The sequence below is a fragment of the Beijerinckia sp. 28-YEA-48 genome (assembly GCF_900104955.1).
Lineage (GTDB): Bacteria > Pseudomonadota > Alphaproteobacteria > Rhizobiales > Beijerinckiaceae > Terripilifer.
Genome location: NZ_FNSI01000001.1, coordinates 2,329,872 through 2,352,489, shown reverse-complemented (window position 1 = coordinate 2,352,489; position 22,618 = coordinate 2,329,872). Strand labels below are relative to the sequence as shown.

The following is a 22,618-nucleotide window of genomic DNA, read 5'->3' as shown; positions in this document are numbered from 1 at the left end:
ATCCAGCCTTAAGAGCAAATGGTTTTCCAATTACAATGGTTGTCCAATTAGCAAGGGAGGTCAAGGTGCGTCGAGTGGCGATATAAGTGAGAAATTGGAATGCGGTTAGGAGCTTATCGATCCTTCTCGCTGCGTCGTCGCTGAAAACAGCCCTGGCTTCCCGCTTGAAATAATTCTCAACTGCCGTGAAATGCGCGCATTGGGAACGGAGAGGAAAAGCCATGGCTGAGGTTTCATTCAGCAAGGAAATCGAGCTGCTGAAACTGGGGCAGGGCGAAACGTTTCAGGGCGAGGGCATTCTCGCCGTCACCAAGGCGCTGCTGCAATCGGGTGTCACCTATGTCGGTGGCTATCAGGGTGCGCCGGTGTCGCATCTGCTCGATGTCATGGTCGAAGCCAAGGAGCTGATGGGCGAGCTTGGCGTCCATGTGCAGGCTTGCACCAACGAAGCCTCCGCCGCCGCCATGCTCGGCGCCTCGATCATGTATCCGGTGCGTGGCGCGGTGACATGGAAATCCATCGTCGGCACCAATGTGGCGGCCGATGCGCTCTCCAATCTGTCGTCGCCTGGTGTCATGGGCGGTGCGCTCATCGTCGTTGGCGAGGATTACGGCGAGGGCGCCAGCGTCATCCAGGAGCGCACCCACGCCTTTGCCATGAAATCCACCATGTGGCTGATGGACCCGCGCCCCAATCTGCAGACCATCGTCAACATGGTCGAAAAGAGTTTTGAACTGTCGGAAGCCTCCAATGCGCCGGTGATCATGGAATTGCGCATCCGCGCTTGCCATGTGCGCGGTGCCTTCACGGCGAGCGACAATATCGCGCCGAAAATCTCAGCCCGCGACGTGCAGAAAATGCCGGCCGAATTCCTCTATGATCGGCTGGCCCATCCGCCCGTCACCTACAAACACGAGAAGCTCAAGTTCGACGTGCGCATGCCGGCGGCGCGCCAGTTCATCCGCGATCACAAGCTCAATGAAATCTTCGATGGTCGCCACGGCGACGTCGGCCTGATCATCCAGGGCGGTCTCTACAACGGCCTCATTCGCGCCTTGCAGGAAATAGGTTTGGCCGATGCTTATGGCCGCACCGATATTCCGATCTTGGCGCTTAACGTGGTCTATCCGCTGGTGCCTGAAGAGATCACCGCCTTTGCCGCCGGCCGCAAGGCCATCGCGGTGATCGAGGAAGGCCAGCCCGAATATATAGAACATGAGATCGGCGCCATTCTGCGCCGGGCGGATATCAACACCGTGCTGCACGGCAAGGATATGTTCGCACCGACGGGCGAATACACGACCGAAGTTCTGGTTGCTGGCCTCATCAAACTTTTGGCGCGGCACGCGCCCTCAATCGACACGTCAGGTGGCGCGCGGTTTGCGAACGAGCTCTCCGATCTGCGCGGCAAGGCGCAGGCGATACTCGCTGGTCCCTTGCCGCCGCGCCCGCCGGGCTTTTGCATCGGTTGTCCGGAGCGCCCTGTTTTCGCGGCGCTGAAGCTGGCCGAGCGCGAAGTCGGCAAAGTTCACGTCTCCGCCGATATCGGCTGTCACGCCTTCGCGACCTTCGAGCCGTTCTCGTTCGGAAATTCCATTCTCGGCTATGGCATGAGTCTCGCTTCGAGCGCTGGCGTGCAGGGTTTTTCGCAGAAGCGGCCGATTGCCATCATGGGTGATGGTGGCTTCTGGCATAATGGCCTGCTCTCTGGCGTCACGTCGTCGCTGCTCAACCATGGCGACCAGATCCTGGTCATCATGAAAAACGGCTATACGTCGGCGACGGGCACACAGGATGTGATTTCGACGCCACAAGTAGATGCGCGCGAAAAAGCCGCCGGCGCCTCGACTGTCGACAGCGATCTCACCATTGAGAACACGCTCAAGGGCATGGGCGTGAAATGGATGCGCACGGTCAACAACTATCGTGTTGGCGACATGCGCAAGACCATTGTGGAAGCCATGCGCACGCCTTTTGACGGCCTCAAGGTGATCATCGCCGAGGGCGAATGTCAGCTCGAGCGCCAGCGCCGCTTGCGACCGCTGCGGGCCAAATTGCTCGGAGAAGGCAAGCGCGTCGTGCGCGAGCGGTTTGGCGTTGATGAGGACACCTGCACGGGCGATCATTCCTGTATTCGCCTGTCGGGCTGTCCGACCCTGACGGTGAAGCCCTCAAGTGATCCGCTGAAGACCGATCCGGTGGCGCATATCACCAATGGTTGCGTCGGCTGTGGCCTGTGTGGCGCCAATGCCCATGCGGCGACCCTGTGCCCATCCTTCTTCCGCGCCGAGATCGTCACCAATCCCAACTGGATCGATCGCGCCAAGGCCGGCGTTCGGCGGGCGCTGACGGCGGGAGCGGCGTGATGGGCGCGCAGCCTCGGACTTTGCTCATCGCCGCGCTAGGCGGCGAGGGTGGCGGCGTGTTGGCCGAATGGATCGTCTCAGCCGCGTTGCAGGCGAAACGGCCGGTACAGGCGACATCGGTGCCGGGCGTCGCCCAGCGCACCGGCGCCACCAGCTATTACATCGAGATGATGGATGAGCCAGCGCCGCAGGGGCTTTCGCCGGTCTTCGCCCTTGTGCCCGTGCCGGGCCGCATCGACTACATGATTTCGAGCGAGCATCTGGAAACCGCGCGCCTGCTTGAACGCGGCTTTGCCTCGCCCCAACGCACGGTGCTGATCTCCTCCACCAGTCGCGTCTACACGACGGCCGAGAAAATGCAGATGGGCGATGGCCGCTTTGATGGCGAGCGCCTCGATCGGCTGTGCCAAGATCTGTCGCGATCCTATATCGCGCTGGATCTGGAAAGGCTTGCGCTCGACAATGGTACGGTGATCAGCGCGACGATGTTTGGCGCTTTGGCGGCGGCCGGCGCCTTTCCGTTTGCACGCGACATCTGCGAGGCGGCGATCCGCTCCGGTGGACGTGGCGCAGAAGCGAGCTTGAAAGGTTTCGCCGCTGCCTTTGCTGCGACCAAAGCCATGCTCGCGCAGCCGGTTGCGACGGCTGTCGAAACAACTGAGCCGGCGCCGCCGTCCGAGGCCTTGCGTCGGGTCGTGGCGCTCGGGCAGGGGCGCTGCGCCGAATATCAAGACGAGGCCTATGCCGAATTGTTCCTCGACCGCGTGCGCCTGCTGCGCGATGCCGCCGGATCGACCGACGATCCGCGTCAGGCTCATGCGCTGGAAGAGGGCGTGCGCCGCCTGGCCTTGTGGATGGCCTATGAGGACATCCCGCGCGTCGCCGATCTGAAAACCCGTAAGGATCGTTTCGCCCGCATTCGCCGCGATGCCGAGATGCGCGATGATCAGATTTTGCACGTAGTCGAATATCTCAAGCCGGGCGTCGAGGAGATCGCCGCCATGCTGCCGGCCAAGCTCGGCAATGTGCTGATGCGCCGCGCCGTCGCGAACCAAGAGGCGGGCAAGCAGACGTGGCCGTTTGGACGTGGCGTCAATCTGTCGACCACCGGCGTCACCGGCTATTGGACCATGCGGGCGCTGGCCGGGCTTGGTCGTATACGTCGCTCCTCCCTCCGCTTTGCCGAGGAAACGGCGGCGATTGAGCGCTGGATCGCAGCGATGCGTCTGGCGCTGCAAGCGTCCCCGACCTTCGCCGGCGCTTTGGCGGAACTGCCGCGCTTGCTCAAGGGCTATGGCGATACCCATTTGCGCGGCCGCGCCAATTATGCGGCGATCTGGGACAAGATCGTCACGCCGGCGCTCTCCAACGGGCAGCTGGACGCCGCCGTGCCGCGGCTCCGCCAGGCGATCGCCGCGGCATTGGCCGATCCCGAGGGCAAGGCGCTCCAGCGGGCGCTAACGGCTGGGTAGAGCATTTTTCCTAAGTGGATTTTCGCAAATTCAAAGAAACCGCTCACGTTCGCGCGAATTCACACCGTGTTGCCTTTTTTTAACTTGAATCACTTGGCAGCTTGTCGGAGCGTTTTCATCGATGTGGATGCCAGCTTGTCCGCACGCGATGCGGCAAGACAACGAGGCAGGGGCCGATTGAACGGAACCTGAAGAACTCTGGCCAATTGCTATGATGGCGAGGATGTGACCTGAACCGATCGTGCCGCATCGGTTCAGGGTGTGAATGGGATGTGGCTTGGAAGGGGTAATGCAGAAGCGAGTCCTCCTGCGACTGCTGGCGGGGATCTTTACGGTCCTGGCGCTGGCTATCGCTCTCGGTCTCTATCTTTCCATGCCGACCACCCTGCGCATTGCCGTGGGGCCGGACGGCACGGAGCAGGCGCGTTTCGTCCAAGCTGTACAGCGCGCCATGATCGATACGCGCCAGCCATTCCGTCTCAACGTCCGCACAGTCAAGAACTCTTCCGACGCCAGCAGGCTGCTCGACAAACACCTTGTCGATCTCGCCGTGGCGCGCAGCGACGACCCGACGTCAAACGAGGGCCGATCCGTCGCCATCTTGCAAAAGCGGTCGATCATCGTCGTCGTCCGCAAGGATAGTGGCATCACCGGTGTCACGGATCTCCATGGCCGCAATGTCGCAGTCGTTGGCGAAGCCGATTCCAGCCTGCCGCTGATCTCGCGCATTTTCGCCCATTACGAGATCCCGCCCGAAGAGGTGAAGCTCAAGGAAATGCGGCCGGCCGATGTGGCGAGCGCCATGTCCGATGGTCTTCTCGATGCCTTTATCCTGGTCATCGACCCCAACTCGCGCATGCCGCGCCGCATCCTGGCCGAGATCACCGATAAGCTGAAAATCCCGCTGGTCTTCACCGGCATGCCCGCGTCCGAGGCGCTTGCTTTTCGGTTCCGCGATCTGGTCAGTACGGAAATTCCCGCCGGCGTTTTTGGCGGCACGCCGCCGCGCCCCGAGGCGGCCATCAATACGGTGGCGATCAGCTATGAATTGATCGCCACCGAGCGCATGTCGGATACGACGGCGACGGCGCTGACCAAGAGCCTGCTCGACCTGCGCACCCGCCTGCGCCGCGACCAGGAGATGTCTTTCAACATCGAGACGCCGCCGGTCGACGAGCTGCGCCGCTTCCTGCCCCATGACGGCACGGCGGCATTGGTCAACGATGACGCCGAAACGTTCCTTGAGAAATACAGCGATCAAATCTGGCTGGCGCTGTTTGCCCTGAGTATTGCGGGCTCCTCGGTCACCGGCTTCTTGGGCTGGGCCACCGGCCGCAGGCGCGACGACGAGCGAACATTCCAAGCACTGTTGCCGCAACTGACGGAGAGGCTGGCTGCGGCGGATTCGCTCGAGGGGGTCGATGAAGTGCAGCGGGACTTTGATGCCCTCGTCGTTGCCACCTTGATGGACACCAGCAAACGCCCGGGCCTGGGAGGAGAGGCGCAGGATCCGACGCCGTGGATCACCCTGTTCAATCGACTGATCGCCACCCGCCGGGCAGGCCTTGAGGCACATGGGGTCCCGTCGATCAGCGTTCATGACGGGCAGGAACGCCGGCAAGGTGCCAGGATCGTTGATCTGACCCCGCGCGGTCAATAGCCGCATTCCTTATAGATTTATAACGGGTTGTGCCTGAAGGCAGGCAGGGCCGTTTCCTGCGTGGAACGGCGGCCTGTGTCAGGTCTGAACGGAATTCGCAGGTGCACCAGTTATCCTTGCATGGCAAGGGTTTCCAGGCGGCACGGGGTTCCCAATGCGGCTGCGCCGTTATATTCAAATAGGGCGCAGCGGCGGCCGGGCGCGATTGCCCTAGACCATTGACGAGGCGGGAAATCAGGCGCAGCAATGCCGCCATCTGATGGAGATTGATCGATGGCATATTCACGTCAGGACGCTAAGGCGTTCGCCCGCGAGAACATGCGCGGCATCTGGGCCGCTGCACTCACCCCTTTCGCCCCCGACCTGTCGATTGACGAGAAGGCGCTGCGGGCCAACCTGCGCCATTGGTTCGACGATCTCGGCATCGACGGCGTGTTCCTGGCTGGCAAGCAGGGCGAGTTCTGGTCGCTGTCGCTGGACGAACGCAAGCGCGTGATGGCGATCGGTGTCGAAGAGGCCCGCAAGACCGCTGGCAAGCCGTCCGGCACGATCATGTCCTGTTCGGACCAGAACATCGACACGGTGATTGAGCTGGCGAAATATGCCGAGAGCATCGGCGCGACCAGCATCGTCGTCCATGCTCCGGTGTTGAGCTTCCTCAAGGCGCAGGACGAAACCCTCTACCAATATTACAAATATATCAGCGAGCAGGTGAACATCGGCATCGCCATGTGGAGCCACCCGGATTCCGGCTATCTGATGAGCCCGGAACTGTGCGCGCGCATCGCTGAACTGCCCAATATCGTCGCCATCAAATACAGCGTACCGCGCGAGATGTACGTGAAGCTCACGCATATGGTTGGCGACAAGCTGATCGTCTCGACCGCCTCGGAAGAGGAATGGTTCGACAACATCGTTGAGCTCGGCTGGCGGCTCTATCTGTGCTCGTCGCCGCCCTATCTGCTGCAGACGAAATATGATCGCCGTATGCGCGAATATACCGATCTCGCCTTTGCCGGCGAAATCGAGAAGGCGCGCGCCGTGCGCAACAGCCTCGATCCGGTCCGTAAGGCTTTGCGCGGCACGCAGCCGAAAGAGAAGCCCCCGGCCCACGGCAAATATTGGCAGCAGCTGCTTGGCCAGCAGGGCGGTGACGGACGTGTCCGCCGGCCGATGCTGGAGCTGACCGACGCCGAGAAGCAGGCGGCCCGCGAGGCTTTCGCCTCCTGCGGCTTGCAACTGTCGGCCGCCAAATCCGCCGCCGAATAGAGGAGAGGGTGATGTCAGAGGGTCGTCTGCGTGCCTTCAATTTTCAGAAATGGATCGATGAACACCAACATCTGCTGAAGCCGCCAGTCGGCAATCGGCAGGTGTGGGAAGACGCCGACATGATGGTCACCGTCGTCGGTGGCCCCAATCGGCGCACCGATTATCATGACGATCCGGTGGAAGAATTCTTCTACCAGCTCAAGGGCGACATGGTTCTGAAAGTGTTCGACGACGGCAAGTTCTATGACGTGCCGATCCGTCAGGGCGACATTTTCATGTTGCCGCCGCACGTGCGCCACTCGCCGCAGCGGCCGCAGGAAGGCTCGATCGGCCTGGTGGTCGAGAACAAGCGGCCGGCAGGGGTTAAGGACGCCTTTGAATGGTTCTGCTTCAACTGTGGTGAGAAGGTGCACCGGGTCGAAGTGCTGCTGACCAGCATCGTGCGCGATCTGCCGCCGCTTTTCGAGGCGTTCTGGGCCGATGAAAAAGTACGCACTTGCCCGAAATGCGGCACCCTTCATCCGGGCCGCACGCCGCCTGAAGGCTGGGTAAAAATCTAAGTTCCATTTTGCCCACACTCGCGCCTATGATACTGCCACATCCATAAAAATCTCTGGAGGGGTCCGTTATGAGTTTGGTGAAGTCGTTTGCTGCGGCGCTCGTCGCTACCTGTCTGGCTGTTCCTGCTTTGGCGCAGGCGCCGGTCAAGATTGGCCTGATCACCACCCTGTCGGGCCCCGGCGGCTATCTTGGCGAAGACACCCGTGACGCCTTCCAGCTGGCGGTCGAAATGGGCGGCGGTAAGCTTGGCGGTGTGCCGGTACAGGTGATGGTCGAGGACGACGCTCTGAAGCCCGGCCAAGGCAAGGAAATCGCCGAACGGCTGATCAAGAACGAAAAGGTGAAGCTGTTCACCGGCGTGATCTTCTCCAATGTGCTGGCCGCTGTTGCGCCGGAAGTGCTGGATTCGGACGCGGTCTACGTCAGCAACAACGCCGCGCCGTCGAACTTCGCCGGCAAGGAATGCCACCCGAACTATTTCGTCGTCTCCTGGCAGAATGACACCCTGCACGAGAGCGCCGGCCAATACGCCACCAACCTTGGCTTCAAGAAGGTTTTCGTGCTGGCGCCGAACTACCAGGCCGGCAAGGACGCGATCGCCGGCTTCAAGCGCTATTTCAAGGGTGAAATCGCGGGCGAGATCTACACCCGCCTCGATCAGACTGACTTCGCTGCCGAAATGGCCCAGATCCGCGCCGCCAAGCCGGATGCAGTGTTCCAGTTCCACCCCGGTGGTCTCGGCATCGCCTTCGCCCGCCAGTATCAGCAGGCCGGTCTCCTCTCGACCATCCCGATGGTTGTCGCGGCGCCGTCCATGGATCTCGGCATCATGAAGGCGCTGGGCGACTCGGCTGTCGGCGTCAATGTCTCCTCGCATTGGAACTCGGACCTCGACAATGCGGCGAACAAGGAATTCGTCGCCGCCTTCCAGAAGAAGTACAACCGTCTGCCGACCGCCTATGGCGCCCAGGCTTATGACGCAGCACTCGCTATCGGCGCGGCTCTGAAGAACACCGGCGGTAAGGTCGACGATCTCAAGGCGTTCCGCACGGCCATGCTGAAAGCCGATTTCGCTTCGGTTCGCGGCGCTTTCAAGTTCAACAACAACCAGCATCCGATCCAGGATTGGTATGCCTTGAAGGTTGAGAAGGACGCCAAGGGCGACGTCGTGCTCGTCACCAAGGGCAAGGTGCTGACCAATCACGCCGACTTCTATGCCAAAGACTGCAAGCTCTGAGGCAAGGTTCGTGTGGGCGCGGCTGAACGGTGAAATAGACCTGCAGATGTCGCGCTCACGTTTCTCTGGCAACACTCGTAACGACGCAGGAGCGTCATGGCGCTTCTGATCGAACAGGCCCTGAACGGCGTGCAGCTCGGCTTCACGCTGTTCCTACTCGCCGCTGGCCTCACCCTTATTTTCGGCATCATGGGCGTGATCAATCTCGCCCACGGCTCCTTGTTCATGATCGGCGCCTATGCGGCGGCGCTCACAGCCGCCAAGACCGGCTCGTTCCTGATCGCTTTCCCGGTCGGGCTGGCCTGCGCCGCCATCGCCGGCATGGTGATCGAATTCCTGGTCATTCGCCGCCTTTATGCACGCGATCATCTCGATCAGGTTCTGGCCACCTTCGGCCTGATTCTGTTCTTCAACCAGATGACCATCATTCTCTTCGGCCGGCAGCCGTTGTTCGTTGAGATCCCGTCCTGGCTCGAAGGCTCGATCCCGATCTTCGCCGGGGTTCAGTATCCGCTCTACCGCTTTGTCATCATCCTCGTTGGTCTATTGACGGCGGTCGGCCTCTATTTCCTCATCGCGCGCACCCGCATCGGCATGCTGATCCGCGCCGGCGCCACCAACCGCGACATGGTGCGGGCGCTCGGTGTCGACATCAAGCTGCTCTACACCATCGTATTCGGCCTCGGCGCCATGCTGGCGGGGCTGGCCGGCATCATGACCGGCCCGATCAGCGCGGTGCAGGTCGGCATGGGCGAGCATGTGCTGATCATGACCTTCGTCGTCATCATCATCGGCGGTGTCGGCTCCATCAAAGGCGCCTTCGCTGGCGCGCTTATCGTGGGGATCGTCGACACCATGATGCGCGCCTTCCTGCCTGCTCTGATGCGCCATCTCATGACCAGCGGCTCGGAAGCCGACGCTCTCGCCGGCGGCATTTCCGCCATGGGTGTTTATTTGCTGATGGCTATTGTTCTTCTCATCAAGCCGAAGGGTCTGTTGCCCGCCAATGGCTGAAATTCATAATCCCGCCCTTAATACAGCGCTTGCCAAACCGAAGAACGTGCGTTCGCGCCTGCTCATCGCGCAGCTCATCGTGCTGCTCGCGGTTCTGCCCTATCTCGCCACTTTGATCGGGCAGCCGGCGCTGGTTTCGCTCGCCACCCGCATCATCATTCTTGCCATCGCCGCCGCCAGCCTCAATCTGATCATGGGCTACGCCGGCCTTGCCAGTTTCGGCCACGCTGCCTGGTATGGCCTTGGCGGCTATGTGGTCGGCATTCTCTATCGCCACTCTGTCACCGGCGATCCGCTGTTCGGCCTGACACTGGGCACGGACCAGATGCTGATCTCCGTGCCGGTGGCGATCCTCATCGCCGGCCTGTTCGCGGCGATCTTCGGTGCGCTGTCGCTGCGCACTTCCGGCGTGCAGTTCATCATGATCACTCTGGCCTTCGCCCAGATGATCTTCTTCTTCTTCGTGGCTCTGAAAGCCTACGGCGGCGACGACGGCCTGATCATCCGCCGCCGCAACGCGCTACCCGGTCTTGATACGCGCGATCCGATGATCTGGTATTGGATCTGTCTCGTGGTCGCCATTCTCTGGTACGCGCTGTTGTCGCGCATCGTCGCCTCGCGCTTCGGCCGCATTCTCGTCGGCGTGCGCCAGAGCGAACGGCGCATGGCGGCGATGGGCGTGCGCACCTATCGCTATAAGCTCGTCGCCTTCGTCATTGCCGGCATGGGCGGTGGCCTCGCTGGCGCGCTGATGGCCAATCACATGCGCTATGTCAGCCCCGATATGCTGCACTGGACCCAGTCCGGCGAGTTCATGTTCATGGTCATTCTCGGTGGCGCTGGCACCTTGCTGGGGCCGGCCTTCGGCGCGGCCGTGCTGATCGGCCTCGAAACCGTGCTGGCCGCCTGGACTGAACATTGGCAGGTGATCCTCGGCCCGATCCTGGTGCTGGCGATCTTGTTCACCCGGGGCGGTCTGTCCGGCCTCGTGCGCATGCTGCGGGGTAGCCGTGATGGCTGACGTGCTGCTGCAGGTCGAGGGCCTGCGTAAACGCTTCGGCGGCGTCGCCGCCACCGACAATCTGTCGCTTGATGTGCGCGCGGGCGAGGTGCATGCGCTGATCGGTCCGAACGGCGCCGGCAAGACCACGTTCATCACCCAGCTCATGGGCGAGCTGACGCCCGATGGCGGTACCGTGCGGTTCGCCGGCCAGTCGCTCGACGGGCTCGACACCGCCGCGCGCGTGCATCTGGGTATTGCCCGCACCTTCCAGATCACCCAGACGCTGGATGAGGAGACGGCGCTGGCCAATGTCGCCCTCACCATTCAGGCGCATCAGGGCCATTCCTTCCGCTTCTGGAAGAACGCCGCCAATGATCCGAGTCTGAACGAGCCAGCCCGGCGCCTGCTCGCCGACGCGGGCCTGGCCGCGCGCAGCAACGTTTCCGTGCGTGACATGTCTCACGGCGAGCACAAGCAGCTCGAACTGGCCATGGCACTGGCGAGCGAACCGCGCCTGCTACTGCTCGACGAGCCGATGGCCGGCCTTGGTCTTTCCGAAAGCCGCCAGATGATCGATGCGCTGAAAGCGCTGAAGGGCCGTATCGCCATCCTGTTGGTCGAACACGACATGGATGCCGTCTTCGCTTTGGCCGATCGCATTTCGGTGCTGGTTTACGGCAAGGTGATCGCCACCGGCACGGCACAAGAGATCCAGGCTGATCCGCAGGTGCGTGCCGCATATCTTGGCGAGGGCGACGCATGATGCTCGATGTGCAAGGCCTTCAGGCCGCTTATGGCGCCAGCCAAGTTCTGTTCGATATTTCGTTGCAGGTGGGTGAAGGCGAATGCGTCTCGCTCATGGGCCGCAATGGCATGGGCAAGACCACGACCATTCGCACCATCATGGGCCTGCTCGAGGCGAAAGCCGGCGGCATCGCCTTTCTCGGTCAGCCCATTGCCGGGCTGGCACCGGAAGCCATCGCTCGTCGCGGCATCGGTCTGGTGCCGGAAGGGCGGCAGATTTTCTCGACCCTCACCGTGCGCGAGAATCTCGTCGCCACCAGCGCCGACCGGCGCGGGAGTGCCAAGCCCTGGACCTTGCAGCGGGTGTTCGATCTGTTTCCGCGCCTGCATGAACGCCAGCAGCAATGGGCGCGCACGCTCTCGGGTGGCGAGCAGCAGATGCTGGCTGTCGGTCGCGCGTTGATGACCAATCCGCGTTTGATGATCCTCGACGAGGCAACCGAAGGTTTGGCGCCGGTGATCCGCGCCGAAATCTGGAAGTGCTTGGAAACCTTGAAGGCGGAAGGCCAGTCGATTCTCGTCGTTGACAAGAATGTCTCGGTGCTGCGCCGCCTTGCCGATCGTCACGTGGTCATCGAGAAGGGCCGCACGGTCTGGTCCGGCGACGGCGCCGCGCTCGATCGCGATCTGGAAAAGGTGCACACCTATGTCGGACTCTGATACGCGCCTCGTTGAAGTTGAAGGCTCCGCGCCGGCCACGTCGCCGGAAACCGGTTTGACACAGGCGCTCGAAGGCGCGCTCGCGGCTTTGGCGAAGGCTGGCGGTGGCCCGCCGCATCTGACCGCGATGCAGTGGTCCGCGCCCGATCCGGCTTCGATCCATCCGTCGCGTCGTGCCATTGACCAGCAATGGCGTATGGTCTTCGCTGGCTTCCGGCCGCACCCGACGATTTCGCGTTCGACCGACGGCCAGATTCACGTGCGCGCCACAGCGCGCATCCCGACCACGCCGCCGCCGACAACGCCGGTGTTCCGTGACTATGGTGTGGCGGAACTCGCTCGCGAGATGAGCCCGCGTAGTCAGGTGCCTGATATGGGCGCCATGTTCCGCATGTGGACCAAGGATGGCGCGGCGGCGCGCGCCAAGCACACGGCGCTCGATCTTGCTTATGGTGCGCATCCCGATCAGAAGCTCGATCTTTATCGGCCGACCGGCGTGGCGCATCCCCCGGTCTTCGTGTTCATCCATGGCGGCTATTGGCAGGCCTCGACCAAGGAGCAGCATGCGCAGTTCTTCGACGGCGTGCTGAAGGCCGGTTTCGCCGTCGCCAATATCGAATATGGCCTGGCGCCGGAAACGCCGCTTGAGTCTATTGTCGCTCAGATCCGCGAAGCCCTGCATTTCCTGGTGCGCGAGGCTGACCGTCTCGACATCGACGCCGGTGCCATTCATGTGGCCGGGCATTCGGCTGGGGGCTATCTCTCAGCCATGTGCGCCTGCGACGAAGGCATGCCGCCGATCCGCAGCGCCCATCTGCTCTCCGGTATTTTCGATCTGGAGGCGCTGCGGCCGATCCCCATGGGGCCGGTACTCGGCATCACCAGCCGCGAGATCGCCGAGCGCCTGTCGCCGAACCGGCGTAAGCCGCGCCCCGGCACGCGCATCGGTGTCGCGGTGGGCGGCGGCGAAAGTAATGAGTTCAAGCGTCAGTCGGCCGAGATCGCCGAATTGTGGAATGCTGGCCCTTCGCTCATTGTCGAGGGAAAGCACCATTTCAATCTGCTCGACGATCTCAACGGCGGCTCTTTGCTCGACCAGCAATTGCGGCTGATGAAATAGAAAGTAGATAGCACACGGCGCGCACTGGGTGCGCGCCGAGGCTCTGCCGAGAAGGGATTGATCGTTCGGCCGAAGCCGGACGATTACGCCGAAGACACCAATCGGAGGTCTGGCGTACCGGACACAGGGGCATGCGCAGGAACCCCCTTCGGCAAATTCGGAAACAGATCGTCTGGCAGTGTCTTGACGTGCTGGATGATTTCCGCCGTCGACAGCACATCGGCATATTTCGCATGCATGTCACAGAGGCTGGCGGCGTGGCTTAGCTGCGCGCGATCGAAACAGCCGTCTTCAGCCACCGCGACACGATAGTTCAGGCTGAAAGCGTCGAGCACCGTCGCGCGCACGCAGCCTGAAGTCGTCGTGCCGGTGACGATGACACTGTCAGCGCCGAGCAGGGTGAGATAGGCGGCGAGATTGGTGCCGAAGAAGCCGGACGGCTTCTGCTTCAAGACCAGAAGATCCTGCGGCTGGGGCTCGATCTCGCTGACGATCTCATTACCGTCGAGCGCCTGCGGCTTGTCGAACGCCTCGTTCATGCGAGGGTTCTTCCAGGCCCAGCTGCCCATGTCCCAGCCATCGCCGCGTGCTTCGCCGGTGGTGTAGATCACCGGCAATTTGCGGTCCCGGAACGTTTCGGCGAGGACTTTGATCTTGGCGATCGCATCCCAGCTTTCCGCGCCGCAGGACGTGCTCCAGCGCTTGATCGATTCCAGGATGGGCTCGGGTTTATCGCCAGCGAAGGCCCAGCTCACATCGATGATGAGCAGGGCAGGGCGCTTGCCGAAGCCGCCCGTGGCGCCAAAACCTGAGGCTTTGAACACCGCCTTGTCACGCTCGGTGAGGAATTTGTCCCAAATCCTCTCGGTCATTTTCCCGTCGTTCATGGGGCCTCCTAAAAGTTGGCCGCTTTCGCCATGGGCGGTGCATCGCCCTTCGGCAGGTCGAACAGATCGGAGGGGAGGCTGTCGAGGAAGGCGAGTATTTCAGCCGTCTTCACCACATCGGCATATTTGGCATTCATGTCGCAAAGATTGATGGCGTGGCTTGCCTGCGAACGGTCGAAGCAGCCTTCCTCGGCCAGAGCGACACGATAGTTGAGGCTGAAGGCATCGAGCACCGTGGCGCGCACGCAGCCCGACGTCGTCGTGCCGGTGACGATGACGCTGTCGCAGCCGAGCAGCGTCAGATAGCTCGCCATATTGGTGCCGAAGAAACCGGACGGCTTTTGCTTGTAGATGACGATGTCTTGCGAGGCAGGCGCGATCTCCTCGACGATCTCATTGCCGTCGATATTGCTCACTGGCACGACGGGATGCTCACCGCCACGGCTGTTCTTCCAGCTCCACGAGCCGCTGTCCCAGTTGTCGGCGCGGCGAATGCCGGTCGTATAGATGACCGGCAGGCCCTTCTCATGGGCCTTATCGCACAGGGACTTGATGGCGGCGACCGCCGGCCAGCTTTCCTCGCCGCAGGAATTGCGCCAGCGTTTGATCGATTCAAGGATTGGCTCTGATTTATCGCCACAGAAAGCATAGTTGACGTCGATGACGAGCAGAGCCGGGCGCTTGCCGAAGCCACCGCGCGCGCCATAGCCGGAGGCGGCGAACACCGCCTTGTCACGTTCGGTCAGAAACTGATTCCAGATCGGTTCGTCAGACATGGTTTTCTCCAAGTGCGAAGTGATGGGTGCGCGGACTACTTGTCGATCAAGTTACCTGGCGATCGAAGCCTGGGTCGATTTGACGAACTGCATGTCGATGATCTCGTCATAGGCGACAGGCTTTTTCAGAATGCCGGCTTCAAGCACGACGGCTTCGCCGGTCTTCCATGATTCTGGTGAAATCATCCCATCCTTGCTCCAGATGGAATCGGCGAAAGAGCGGTCGATGGTCGCCTTGAGATCTTCAAGCGACATCGTCGGGAATTCCTTCTTGGCGATGGCCAGGGATTCCTCGTGGTTGGTGTCGGTGAACTTCAGGCCCTTGATGATGCCGCGCACGAAAGCCGCCACCGTCTTGGGATCCTCCTTGATCGACGCCAGACGCACGTTCAGGGTCGAATAGGCATAGGGGCCGAGCTCCTTGGGGACGTTGAGGATCGGCTCGCTCCAGATGCCTTCATTCACACCGCGCGTCAGCACCGGCTCGGTGGTGACGCCGATCTCAGCGGCGCCGGCTTTCACCGTCGCCAGGATCGCGCCGGTCGCCATCTCCTTCAAGGTCACGTCGCTCTTGGGATTGAGCTTCCACTTGTTGAGCATGTAGAGGGTGATCGAATAGGGCGTGCCGCCATAGAAATTAAGGGCGACCGACTTGCCCTTGAAATAGCTCGCCAGCGACTCGCCGGGTTTCGGCTCCATGCCCTTCTTGGCGACGTAATAGACGTTGCCGCGATCGACCACGTTGACGATGCCGCGCAATTCGCCGCCCTTGATCTTGGCGAAGGCATTGTGCTCCGGCCCGCCGATGAAGGCGAAAGCCTGGCCGCTCAGGGTCGCATTGGTATGTCCGGCGCCGCTTTCCACCGTGAGGATTTTGACGTCGAGATTCTCTTCCGCCAGAAAGCCTTTCTGGATGGCAACGTAGAGCGGCAGATAGCCGGTGCTGTGCAGCGGCTCAGCGACGATCAGGGTCTTCTTCTCCTGCGCTATCGCACCAGTCGCGCCAAGCGCGACGACGGAGGCCATGAGCAATGTTCTGAAAGCGAGAGACATCATATTCTCCATAATGACTGTGATCGGCTTGCGGGCGGCGTCCTAGCGGACGACGCCTTTGCGCAGGATTCTTTCCAGCCAGGTCACGCCGAGATACATCACGACCGAGAGAGCTGAGAGAACGAGGACGGCGACCCAGACCAGAGAGATCTCGTAGGTCGATCCGGCATAAAGGATGGTGCGGCCGAGGCCATGTTGTGAGGCGACGAATTCACCGACGATGGAGCCGGTGAGCGCGAGGCCGATGTTGACCCGCAGAATCGAGATGATCCACGGCACACAGGAGGGGGCGACCAGCTTGGTGAAGATCTGCCAGCGGCTGGCGCCAAGCGAGTAGAAAAGCTTTTCCTGATCCTTATCGACCGCCTGGACGCCGGAATAAGCGGTAAGCGTCGAGACGATCAGGGTCAGCGCCGTGGCGATGGCGACCTTCGAGGCGAGGCCCATGCCGAAGACCAGAATGATGAGCGGCGCCAGCGCCAGTTTGGGGATCGATTCCAGGCAGATGATATAGGGCTGCATGATCAGCGCGTAATTGCGCGACCACCAGAACGACAGGCCGAGCAGGGAGCCAGCAGTTGTGCCGATGATGAAGCCGAGGATGGTCGAACGGAACGTATAGGCAATGTCGACGAAAGCGTCGCCCGCCGAGAAGAACTCGATCATCGTCGTCCAGATCAGGCTCGGGCGCGACCAGAAGAAGGTGTCGACAATGCCGGTTGCGGCTCCGAGTTCCCACAGGGCGACGAACGCAGCGAGAATGCCAAACTGAGTGGCGACGATGGCCCAGGTGGACCACAGTCGTTGTACCGGCAGCCGTCGCGCCAAGCGGCGCGGTGGCTTTGTCGCGCCGGTCGGGGCCTTTCCGATGCCGAGGCCAGGAAGCGTCGTTGTTCTCGTCGTCATACAGAGTCCCTTTCTGTTGGCGCGATCAGGCGGCTTCCGGCACGGCGGCGCCGTGCAGAAGGTCGATGCAATATTTCTTCATGGCGACGAAGCGGGGCGTGCTGACGATGGCGCGATCGCGCGGGCGCGGCAGATCGACAGGCAGTTTGTCGATGACGCGTCCAGGGCGGCTCGCCATCACATAGACGTCGTCTGATAGGAAGATCGCCTCCTCAACATCATGGGTGACGAAGATAACCGTGCGGCCGAAGTCGTTGAACAGGGTGAGGAGCCATTCCTGCATCTTGCCTTTGGTCTGTGCGTCGAGCGCACCGAACGGCTCGTCCAGCAAGATGACATCCATGTCGATCAGGAGTGTGCGTAGCAGCGCCGCGCGCTGGCGCATGCCGCCGGACAGAGATGAGGGGAAGGCATGTTCGAACCCGGCGAGGCCATAACGCAGCAACATCGGCAAGGCGCGATCGCGCGCCTCTTTCGTCGGCACGCCCCGGATCTCCATGCCAAGGATGACATTGTCGAGAACCGTGCGCCATGGCAGCAGCAGATCCTTCTGCAGCATATAGCCGACCTGGCCGATGAGGCCGGTGGCGTCCTGTCCGTCGATCAGCACGCGGCCTTCGGTTGGAGCTTGCAAGCCGGCGATAATGTTAAAGAGCGTGCTCTTGCCGCAGCCCGAAGGGCCGATGAGTGAGATGAAACGACCAGCCGGCACATCAAGGTTGACCGGCGCTAGGGCCACGAATTCCTGGCCATTGGTGTTGAACACCATGGAAACATTGTTGATCGCGAGCTTTGGCTGGCTCAATCCACACTCCGCTGTTGCATGGCACGCATGCCGTGTGCACTGCGGGAGCATGTCGCGTGCCAACAGCAAAGGTTCAGCAGAAACAAACGGCTGGGCCTGGTGCGCCGATGGGAGCGCATCTTCCTTGGCCAATCCCCACAAAATTAGCGCGGGTCAGCGTGAAAATTTGTGCAGATGCACAGATCTGTGGCGACGCGCCGGCGCGGAATATGATTCTCGTTATACGAGCTATAGGTGGCAGCTTGGTCTAGGCTGCTGGGAGAGCACGACGAAAGCGTGGCCTGGGCGGCATTTAGCCGGTTTGATCGTCTGACCGAAAATCATGCAGCTGTGCTGTGGCCGGTGAGGCGGCCCCAAAATCGAGGCTTCCGGGAGAGCCGATCAAGCGGTTCACGATGGTCTTCCACAATTCGATTTGGGAACCCAAAACCTCATCGATTTCCGTGTATTATGACAAGATTCCAGTGAGAATCTGCTCTCAACCGCAACCTACGGTGCTACGGGGTTGAGCCCTTGGAGATTTGATTTCATAAGGGTTATAGAACACTTGGGATGCGGCCGTCGGACGCACCCCAGGCGGACCTACGGTGGCGGAACTAGGAGGTTGGACTTGGCTGAAACGCGTGCAGAAATTGCTCAGCGCATCATGGGCTTTATGCGGTCCGAAATGCAGGACAAGTCCACACAGTTTGCGATGGATACGCCACTTGAAGGGGTCAAGATCGATTCGATCGATGTGATCCACGTGATCTTCAAGGTCGAGGAAGAATATGGCGCGACTGTGGACATGGCGCCGGACGCGAAATTCGCCACCGTGGGTGATTTCGTCAACGCGCTGATCGATTTCGTCCCGGCCGATAAGAAGATCAACGCATGAACCCTAACTGGGTCGATGTCACCGGCCGGGGCGTGGTCAGTAGCGCCGGCTTCTCGATCGCGGACTTCACCTCGACCATCATGTCGGGGCGGACGATGATTGGCGATATCACCGATATCTGCAACGAACTGCGCTTCACCATGGGCGCGATGATCCGCAATTTCGACGCCAGCGCCCATTTCGACGAGCGGACCCTCGGCAATCTCGATCGCTTCTCTCAGTTCGCCGCGGTGGCCGGCCGCCAGGCCATAGCGGAGGCGAAACTGACTGATGCTGGGATCGATCCCGCCCGCATTGCCGTCATCATCGGTACGGCCAATGGCGGCGGCGACGTCCTCGAAGAGGGCTATCAGAGAATCTACCTGGAACAGCGCAAGCCACGCCCGCTGACCATTCCCATGTCGATGTCGAACGCGCCGGCGAGTCGCATCGCCAAGGAGGTCGGCGCCCGCGGCCCGGTGTTTGGTGTCTCGAGCGCCTGCGCCTCGACCAACCATGCGGTCATGATGGGGATGATGATGATCCGCGCCGGACTGGTCGATGTGGCCATCGTCGGCGGCACAGATTCCTGCGGTTATCCATCCTACTTCAAGGTTTGGGATGTCCTGCGCGCGGTTTCGCCGGAAACCTGCCGACCGTTCTCGAGCGGACGTAAAGGCCTGATCATCGGCGAGGGGGCCGGTGTGCTGGTGTTGGAACGGGCGGGCCAGGCGGCGGCGCGTGGCGTCAAGCCGCTTGCCCATCTGGCCGGTGGTGGCATGTCGAGCGATGCGGGCGATCTGATCGCGCCTGACAGCAGCGGTATGGCGATGGCGATGCGCGGTGCTTTGGCGGATGCTGGCTTCGCGCCTGATCAGGTCGGCTATGTCAACGCCCATGGCACTGGAACAGTCGCCAACGACCGCGCCGAGTCGAGCGCCATCAATGAGATTTTCAGTGGCAACCGCGAGCGTATTTCGGTGTCGGCCACCAAGTCGATTATCGGCCATGCCATGGGTGCGTCCGGTGCCCTGGAAGCCATGGCGACGATCGCTGCGCTGCAGACCGGATTGATTCCTCCGACGGTCAATTTCGTCTCGGCCGATCCCGAATGCGACGTCGATGCGACGCCGAACGAACCGCGCCGTCGCGACATCGAGATGGCCTTGTCCAATTCCTTTGCCTTTGGCGGTCTCAATGTCTCGCTCGCCTTCGCCCGCGCACAGGCTTAGGGCTTGAGCTCCATGCCGTTCCGCCACGTCGTGATCACCGGAGCTGGCGGCGGTATTGGTGCTGCCCTGGCGCAGGCTTATGCGCAAAGCGGCACGCGGCTGAGCCTCTGCGGCCGCAATGTTGCTCGTTTGGAAGTCACAGCCAGTGCTTGTCGCGCCGCCGGCGCGGAAGTGGCGATCGGCATCTGCGATGTGACGGAGGCCGATGCGCTGCAACGCTGGCTCGAAAGCATCGACGATGAGCGTCCCGTCGATCTCCTCATCGCCAATGCCGGCATCGGTGGCGCCGGCACCTTGACCAAGGATCAGGCAGAGCCGGGCGCCGTGGCGCGACAGGTGATCGAGGTCAACAGCATCGGCGTGGTCAATACGCTGACACCGCTGCTGCCGCGCTTTATCGCCCGTGGCACAGGGGCGATCGCCATCATCAGCTCGGTGGCAGGCTTTCTCGGTCTGCCGGATTCGCCGTCTTATTCGGCTTCGAAAGCCGCGGCGACCACCTATGGCGAGGCGCTGCGCCGCTTGCTCAAGCCGCGTGGCATTCGAGTCACGGTGGTCAGCCCCGGCTATGTCGAAACGGCCATGAGTGCCTCCTTGCCATTCCACCGTCCATTTCTGTGGAGTGCCGAAAAAGCAGCACGCGTCATTCAGTCAGCGATCGCGGCGGGAAAAGGGGAATTGATTTTTCCCTGGCAGTTTCGCTTTGCCATCGGTTTGGCGCGATTGCTGCCTACACGGGCGGTGGATTTCATCCTGATGCGCTTTCGCGCCAAGGATGTTTGGTAAAGGACTATCCCTATGACGATGGCTGATCCGGTGCGTGTGATTGCGGTCACGACTCCGACGCAACGCAATGACTGGCTGATGCTGCCGCATACCATCTACCGCGACGATCCGGCCTGGGTGGCGCCGCTGCACTTCATCGAAAAGCAGCGTATCACGCCAAAAACCAATCCGTTCTTCGCCTTCTCGGACGTGCAGCTCTTCGTCGCTTATCGTGGCGCGACGCCGGTCGGGCGCATCACCGCCCAGGTCAATCGCCGCTATCTCGAAAGCCACCCCAATGCCACCGGCCATTTTGGGTTCTTCGATTGCCTGGATGATCAGGAAGCGACGGATGCGCTGGTCGCAACGGCCGGTGACTGGCTGAAGGCGCGTGGCATGCAGCGCATGGAAGGGCCGTTCAATTTTTCCATCAACCAGGAGTGCGGGCTGCTGATCGCGGGCTTTGATTCGCCGCCCGCCATCATGATGACCCACGCCACCGCCTGGATGCCCGGTCTCTTGGAGAAGGCCGGCTTGACCAAGAGTATGGACACGCACGCCTATCGTTTTGAGCCGTCAAAAATGCCCGATCGGCTGTTGCGCCTGGCGGCCATGGCGAAGAAATCCCCCGACGTTAGCGTGCGCCCGATCGACACCAAGAATTTCCGCCAGGAAGTGCTGACGCTGATCGATATTTTCAATGATGCCTGGCACGACAATTGGGGCTTCGTGCCGTTCAGCGACGCCGAGATCGATGCGATGATCGGTGAGATGAAGCTGTTCTTTCGCTCCAAGTACGGCCGTATGGTTATGTACAAAGGCAAAGCGGTTGGCGTGATGATCGCTTTGCCCAACATCAACGAAGCGACAGCGTCCTTCGATGGGCGCCTGTTGCCGTTCAACTGGGCGAAACTGGCCTGGTGGTTGTGGCGGGAGCAGGGGCGGTCGGCGCGCATTCCCTTGATGGGATTGCGGCGCGAAGTGCAAGGCACGCCGATGGCTGCGGCCATGCTGGCTCTGCTGACATCGGATTTCCTCCAGGAAGAGCGGGACCATCCGATGGATTGGGTCGAGTTCTCCTGGGTGCTCGACGTCAATCGGCCGATGAAGGCGCTGGCGGAGCTTGCCGCTGGTCCGCCGGCCAAGACCTATCGCATCTATGGTAAGGCGCTGGCTTAACCGAACGCGGTTAAGCGCCATCGGTTTGCGATGAGATGGCCAGGGTTTGCGCGACGAAGTTGGCGATGATCGCAAGGTCCAGCTGCTTCTTGTGGGCCATATAGAACGGCAGGGGCTGCAGCACGCCGGCGGCGAGCGGCAGATAGGCCACCGTTTCAGGATGCAACGCGCGCATGGTCACGGGAACGATCGAAATGCCGCGTCCCGCCGCGACGAGATTGATGGCGCCGATCAGTCGGCTCACTTCACCGACGATCTTCATCTGGCCGCCGAATGCCGCGACGGTCTCGAGAATACCATCGAAAATGCCGGGCCCGTCGGTGCGTCGGTAGATGACGAAGTCCTCTTCCAGCAGGCGTGGCCAGTCCAGGGGCTTGCGATACTGCGTCAACGGATGGTCGATCGGCACCACCGCCATCATCTCTTCGCGGGAAAGGACGTGGCTCTCCAGGTCCGCATAGCGATCGGTTGAAATGTGCAGGAAGGCCGCATCGATCCGGCCCTCCCGCAAGGCGAGGATCAATTCATAGGTCTCGCTTTCGCGGACCGAAACTTCGGCTTGCGGATAGGTCTGGTGAAAGCCGCGCAGGATCTTCGGCGTCATCGGATGCAGCGAGGCCGAACTGGTGAGGCCGATATTGAGATGGCCGATTTCGCCGCGATCGAACCGCCGCACACGCTGAGCCGCCTCGGCCGCATGGCGCAGCACGGCCCGCGCTTCTTCGACGAAAAAGGCACCCGTCGCACTCAGGGCGATCTGGCGCGGCCGGCGATCGAACAATTGGACGCCGAGTTCCTCTTCGAGATTACGTATCTGCTGGCCCAGCGGCGGCTGCTGGATGCCGAGCCGTTCGGCCGCCCGGGTCATGCTGCCCTCCTCGGCGACAGCCACGAAATAACGCAAATGGCGAAGATCCATATTGGCTCTCATGTATTTTTAAAGTTCTTGAGTAGAATAATATATATATTTTACATTTCTATAAGGCCAGAGCA

Annotated in this window: 21 protein-coding genes; 15 read left to right on the top strand and 6 right to left on the bottom strand. The window is 61.4% G+C overall.

Going from position 1 to position 22,618, the window contains the following annotated elements:
- Window positions 1-221 precede the first annotated feature (221 nt).
- The 11 genes from BLW50_RS11090 (at window position 222) to BLW50_RS11040 (ending at window position 13,166) form a co-directional block, all read left to right on the top strand.
- A complete protein-coding gene (locus tag BLW50_RS11090) occupies window positions 222-2,366 on the top strand; it encodes a thiamine pyrophosphate-dependent enzyme (RefSeq protein WP_090701780.1) in 2,145 nt (714 codons plus the stop codon).
- Entirely contained in the window at window positions 2,366-3,838 is a 1,473-nt protein-coding gene (locus BLW50_RS11085; protein ID WP_090701777.1) for an indolepyruvate oxidoreductase subunit beta family protein, read from the top strand. Before BLW50_RS11090 ends, BLW50_RS11085 begins: the two co-directional genes overlap by 1 nt.
- Before the next feature lie 289 nt (window positions 3,839-4,127).
- Entirely contained in the window at window positions 4,128-5,498 is a 1,371-nt protein-coding gene (locus tag BLW50_RS11080) for a TAXI family TRAP transporter solute-binding subunit (RefSeq protein WP_170850105.1), read from the top strand.
- A gap of 273 nt (window positions 5,499-5,771) precedes the next feature.
- Window positions 5,772-6,767 (top strand): dihydrodipicolinate synthase family protein, encoded by a 996-nt coding sequence (locus tag BLW50_RS11075; RefSeq protein WP_090701770.1) that lies wholly within the window; start codon window positions 5,772-5,774, stop codon window positions 6,765-6,767.
- Window positions 6,768-6,778: 11 nt separating this feature from the next.
- On the top strand, window positions 6,779-7,327 hold the full coding sequence (locus BLW50_RS11070; protein WP_090701766.1) for a 3-hydroxyanthranilate 3,4-dioxygenase: 549 nt from the start codon (window positions 6,779-6,781) through the stop codon (window positions 7,325-7,327).
- A gap of 68 nt (window positions 7,328-7,395) precedes the next feature.
- Window positions 7,396-8,565, top strand: coding sequence for an ABC transporter substrate-binding protein (locus BLW50_RS11065; protein WP_090701762.1), 1,170 nt, complete (start codon window positions 7,396-7,398; stop codon window positions 8,563-8,565).
- Between the two features lie 96 nt (window positions 8,566-8,661).
- Entirely contained in the window at window positions 8,662-9,579 is a 918-nt protein-coding gene (locus BLW50_RS11060) for a branched-chain amino acid ABC transporter permease (protein ID WP_090701759.1), read from the top strand.
- Window positions 9,572-10,600, top strand: a complete 1,029-nt coding sequence (locus tag BLW50_RS11055) for a branched-chain amino acid ABC transporter permease (protein WP_090701756.1) — start codon at window positions 9,572-9,574, stop codon at window positions 10,598-10,600. Before BLW50_RS11060 ends, BLW50_RS11055 begins: the two co-directional genes overlap by 8 nt.
- Entirely contained in the window at window positions 10,593-11,345 is a 753-nt protein-coding gene (locus tag BLW50_RS11050) for an ABC transporter ATP-binding protein (protein WP_090701752.1), read from the top strand. The genes BLW50_RS11055 and BLW50_RS11050 overlap by 8 nt, the downstream gene beginning before the upstream one ends.
- On the top strand, window positions 11,345-12,046 hold the full coding sequence (locus tag BLW50_RS11045; protein WP_090708987.1) for an ABC transporter ATP-binding protein: 702 nt from the start codon (window positions 11,345-11,347) through the stop codon (window positions 12,044-12,046). Before BLW50_RS11050 ends, BLW50_RS11045 begins: the two co-directional genes overlap by 1 nt.
- On the top strand, window positions 12,033-13,166 hold the full coding sequence (locus tag BLW50_RS11040) for an alpha/beta hydrolase (RefSeq protein ID WP_090701746.1): 1,134 nt from the start codon (window positions 12,033-12,035) through the stop codon (window positions 13,164-13,166). Before BLW50_RS11045 ends, BLW50_RS11040 begins: the two co-directional genes overlap by 14 nt.
- An 83-nt stretch (window positions 13,167-13,249) precedes the next feature.
- Here the strand turns inward: BLW50_RS11040 and BLW50_RS11035 are convergent, their stop codons facing one another.
- From BLW50_RS11035 to BLW50_RS11015, 5 genes are read right to left on the bottom strand one after another with little or no spacing between them, the layout of a single operon-like run.
- Window positions 13,250-14,053 (bottom strand): isochorismatase family protein, encoded by an 804-nt coding sequence (locus BLW50_RS11035; RefSeq protein ID WP_090701742.1) that lies wholly within the window; start codon window positions 14,051-14,053, stop codon window positions 13,250-13,252.
- An 8-nt stretch (window positions 14,054-14,061) separates the two neighbouring features.
- Window positions 14,062-14,829: an isochorismatase family protein gene (locus BLW50_RS11030; protein ID WP_090708985.1), complete on the bottom strand. Its 768-nt coding sequence runs from the start codon at window positions 14,827-14,829 to the stop codon at window positions 14,062-14,064.
- 51 nt (window positions 14,830-14,880) lie between these two features.
- A complete protein-coding gene (locus BLW50_RS11025) occupies window positions 14,881-15,882 on the bottom strand; it encodes an ABC transporter substrate-binding protein (RefSeq protein ID WP_170850104.1) in 1,002 nt (333 codons plus the stop codon).
- 42 nt (window positions 15,883-15,924) lie between these two features.
- Entirely contained in the window at window positions 15,925-16,788 is an 864-nt protein-coding gene (locus tag BLW50_RS11020) for an ABC transporter permease (RefSeq protein WP_090701735.1), read from the bottom strand.
- A 25-nt stretch (window positions 16,789-16,813) separates the two neighbouring features.
- Complete coding sequence (locus BLW50_RS11015) at window positions 16,814-17,593, bottom strand: ABC transporter ATP-binding protein (RefSeq protein ID WP_210186066.1); 780 nt, start codon at window positions 17,591-17,593, stop codon at window positions 16,814-16,816.
- Between the two features lie 604 nt (window positions 17,594-18,197).
- Here BLW50_RS11015 and BLW50_RS11010 point away from each other — a divergent pair.
- From BLW50_RS11010 to BLW50_RS10995, 4 genes are read left to right on the top strand one after another with little or no spacing between them, the layout of a single operon-like run.
- On the top strand, window positions 18,198-18,470 hold the full coding sequence (locus BLW50_RS11010) for an acyl carrier protein (RefSeq protein WP_139267572.1): 273 nt from the start codon (window positions 18,198-18,200) through the stop codon (window positions 18,468-18,470).
- Window positions 18,467-19,681, top strand: a complete 1,215-nt coding sequence (locus BLW50_RS11005) for a beta-ketoacyl-[acyl-carrier-protein] synthase family protein (RefSeq protein WP_090701728.1) — start codon at window positions 18,467-18,469, stop codon at window positions 19,679-19,681. Before BLW50_RS11010 ends, BLW50_RS11005 begins: the two co-directional genes overlap by 4 nt.
- 12 nt (window positions 19,682-19,693) lie before the next feature.
- Window positions 19,694-20,467, top strand: a complete 774-nt coding sequence (locus tag BLW50_RS11000; RefSeq protein ID WP_090701725.1) for an SDR family NAD(P)-dependent oxidoreductase — start codon at window positions 19,694-19,696, stop codon at window positions 20,465-20,467.
- Window positions 20,468-20,479: 12 nt separating this feature from the next.
- Window positions 20,480-21,625 carry a hypothetical protein gene (locus BLW50_RS10995; protein ID WP_090701722.1) on the top strand — a complete coding sequence of 382 codons (1,146 nt, stop codon included), beginning with the start codon at window positions 20,480-20,482 and terminating at the stop codon, window positions 21,623-21,625.
- 10 nt (window positions 21,626-21,635) lie between these two features.
- Here BLW50_RS10995 and BLW50_RS10990 read toward each other — a convergent pair whose 3' ends face one another.
- Window positions 21,636-22,544 (bottom strand): LysR family transcriptional regulator, encoded by a 909-nt coding sequence (locus tag BLW50_RS10990; RefSeq protein ID WP_090701720.1) that lies wholly within the window; start codon window positions 22,542-22,544, stop codon window positions 21,636-21,638.
- Window positions 22,545-22,618: the final 74 nt, after the last annotated feature.

What these genes read in the sequence shown, in the direction of transcription:
- BLW50_RS11090 (WP_090701780.1), top strand. Translation starts at nt 222, where the DNA reads ATGGCTGAGGTTTCATTCAGCAAGGAAATCGAGCTGCTGAAACTGGGG.
- BLW50_RS11085 (WP_090701777.1), top strand. Translation starts at nt 2,366, where the DNA reads ATGGGCGCGCAGCCTCGGACTTTGCTCATCGCCGCGCTAGGCGGCGAG.
- BLW50_RS11080 (WP_170850105.1), top strand. Translation starts at nt 4,128, where the DNA reads ATGCAGAAGCGAGTCCTCCTGCGACTGCTGGCGGGGATCTTTACGGTC.
- BLW50_RS11075 (WP_090701770.1), top strand. Translation starts at nt 5,772, where the DNA reads ATGGCATATTCACGTCAGGACGCTAAGGCGTTCGCCCGCGAGAACATG.
- BLW50_RS11070 (WP_090701766.1), top strand. Translation starts at nt 6,779, where the DNA reads ATGTCAGAGGGTCGTCTGCGTGCCTTCAATTTTCAGAAATGGATCGAT.
- BLW50_RS11065 (WP_090701762.1), top strand. Translation starts at nt 7,396, where the DNA reads ATGAGTTTGGTGAAGTCGTTTGCTGCGGCGCTCGTCGCTACCTGTCTG.
- BLW50_RS11060 (WP_090701759.1), top strand. Translation starts at nt 8,662, where the DNA reads ATGGCGCTTCTGATCGAACAGGCCCTGAACGGCGTGCAGCTCGGCTTC.
- BLW50_RS11055 (WP_090701756.1), top strand. Translation starts at nt 9,572, where the DNA reads ATGGCTGAAATTCATAATCCCGCCCTTAATACAGCGCTTGCCAAACCG.
- BLW50_RS11050 (WP_090701752.1), top strand. Translation starts at nt 10,593, where the DNA reads ATGGCTGACGTGCTGCTGCAGGTCGAGGGCCTGCGTAAACGCTTCGGC.
- BLW50_RS11045 (WP_090708987.1), top strand. Translation starts at nt 11,345, where the DNA reads ATGCTCGATGTGCAAGGCCTTCAGGCCGCTTATGGCGCCAGCCAAGTT.
- BLW50_RS11040 (WP_090701746.1), top strand. Translation starts at nt 12,033, where the DNA reads ATGTCGGACTCTGATACGCGCCTCGTTGAAGTTGAAGGCTCCGCGCCG.
- BLW50_RS11035 (WP_090701742.1), bottom strand. Translation starts at nt 14,053, where the DNA reads ATGAACGACGGGAAAATGACCGAGAGGATTTGGGACAAATTCCTCACC.
- BLW50_RS11030 (WP_090708985.1), bottom strand. Translation starts at nt 14,829, where the DNA reads ATGTCTGACGAACCGATCTGGAATCAGTTTCTGACCGAACGTGACAAG.
- BLW50_RS11025 (WP_170850104.1), bottom strand. Translation starts at nt 15,882, where the DNA reads ATGTCTCTCGCTTTCAGAACATTGCTCATGGCCTCCGTCGTCGCGCTT.
- BLW50_RS11020 (WP_090701735.1), bottom strand. Translation starts at nt 16,788, where the DNA reads ATGACGACGAGAACAACGACGCTTCCTGGCCTCGGCATCGGAAAGGCC.
- BLW50_RS11005 (WP_090701728.1), top strand. Translation starts at nt 18,467, where the DNA reads ATGAACCCTAACTGGGTCGATGTCACCGGCCGGGGCGTGGTCAGTAGC.
- BLW50_RS11000 (WP_090701725.1), top strand. Translation starts at nt 19,694, where the DNA reads ATGCCGTTCCGCCACGTCGTGATCACCGGAGCTGGCGGCGGTATTGGT.
- BLW50_RS10995 (WP_090701722.1), top strand. Translation starts at nt 20,480, where the DNA reads ATGACGATGGCTGATCCGGTGCGTGTGATTGCGGTCACGACTCCGACG.
- BLW50_RS10990 (WP_090701720.1), bottom strand. Translation starts at nt 22,544, where the DNA reads ATGGATCTTCGCCATTTGCGTTATTTCGTGGCTGTCGCCGAGGAGGGC.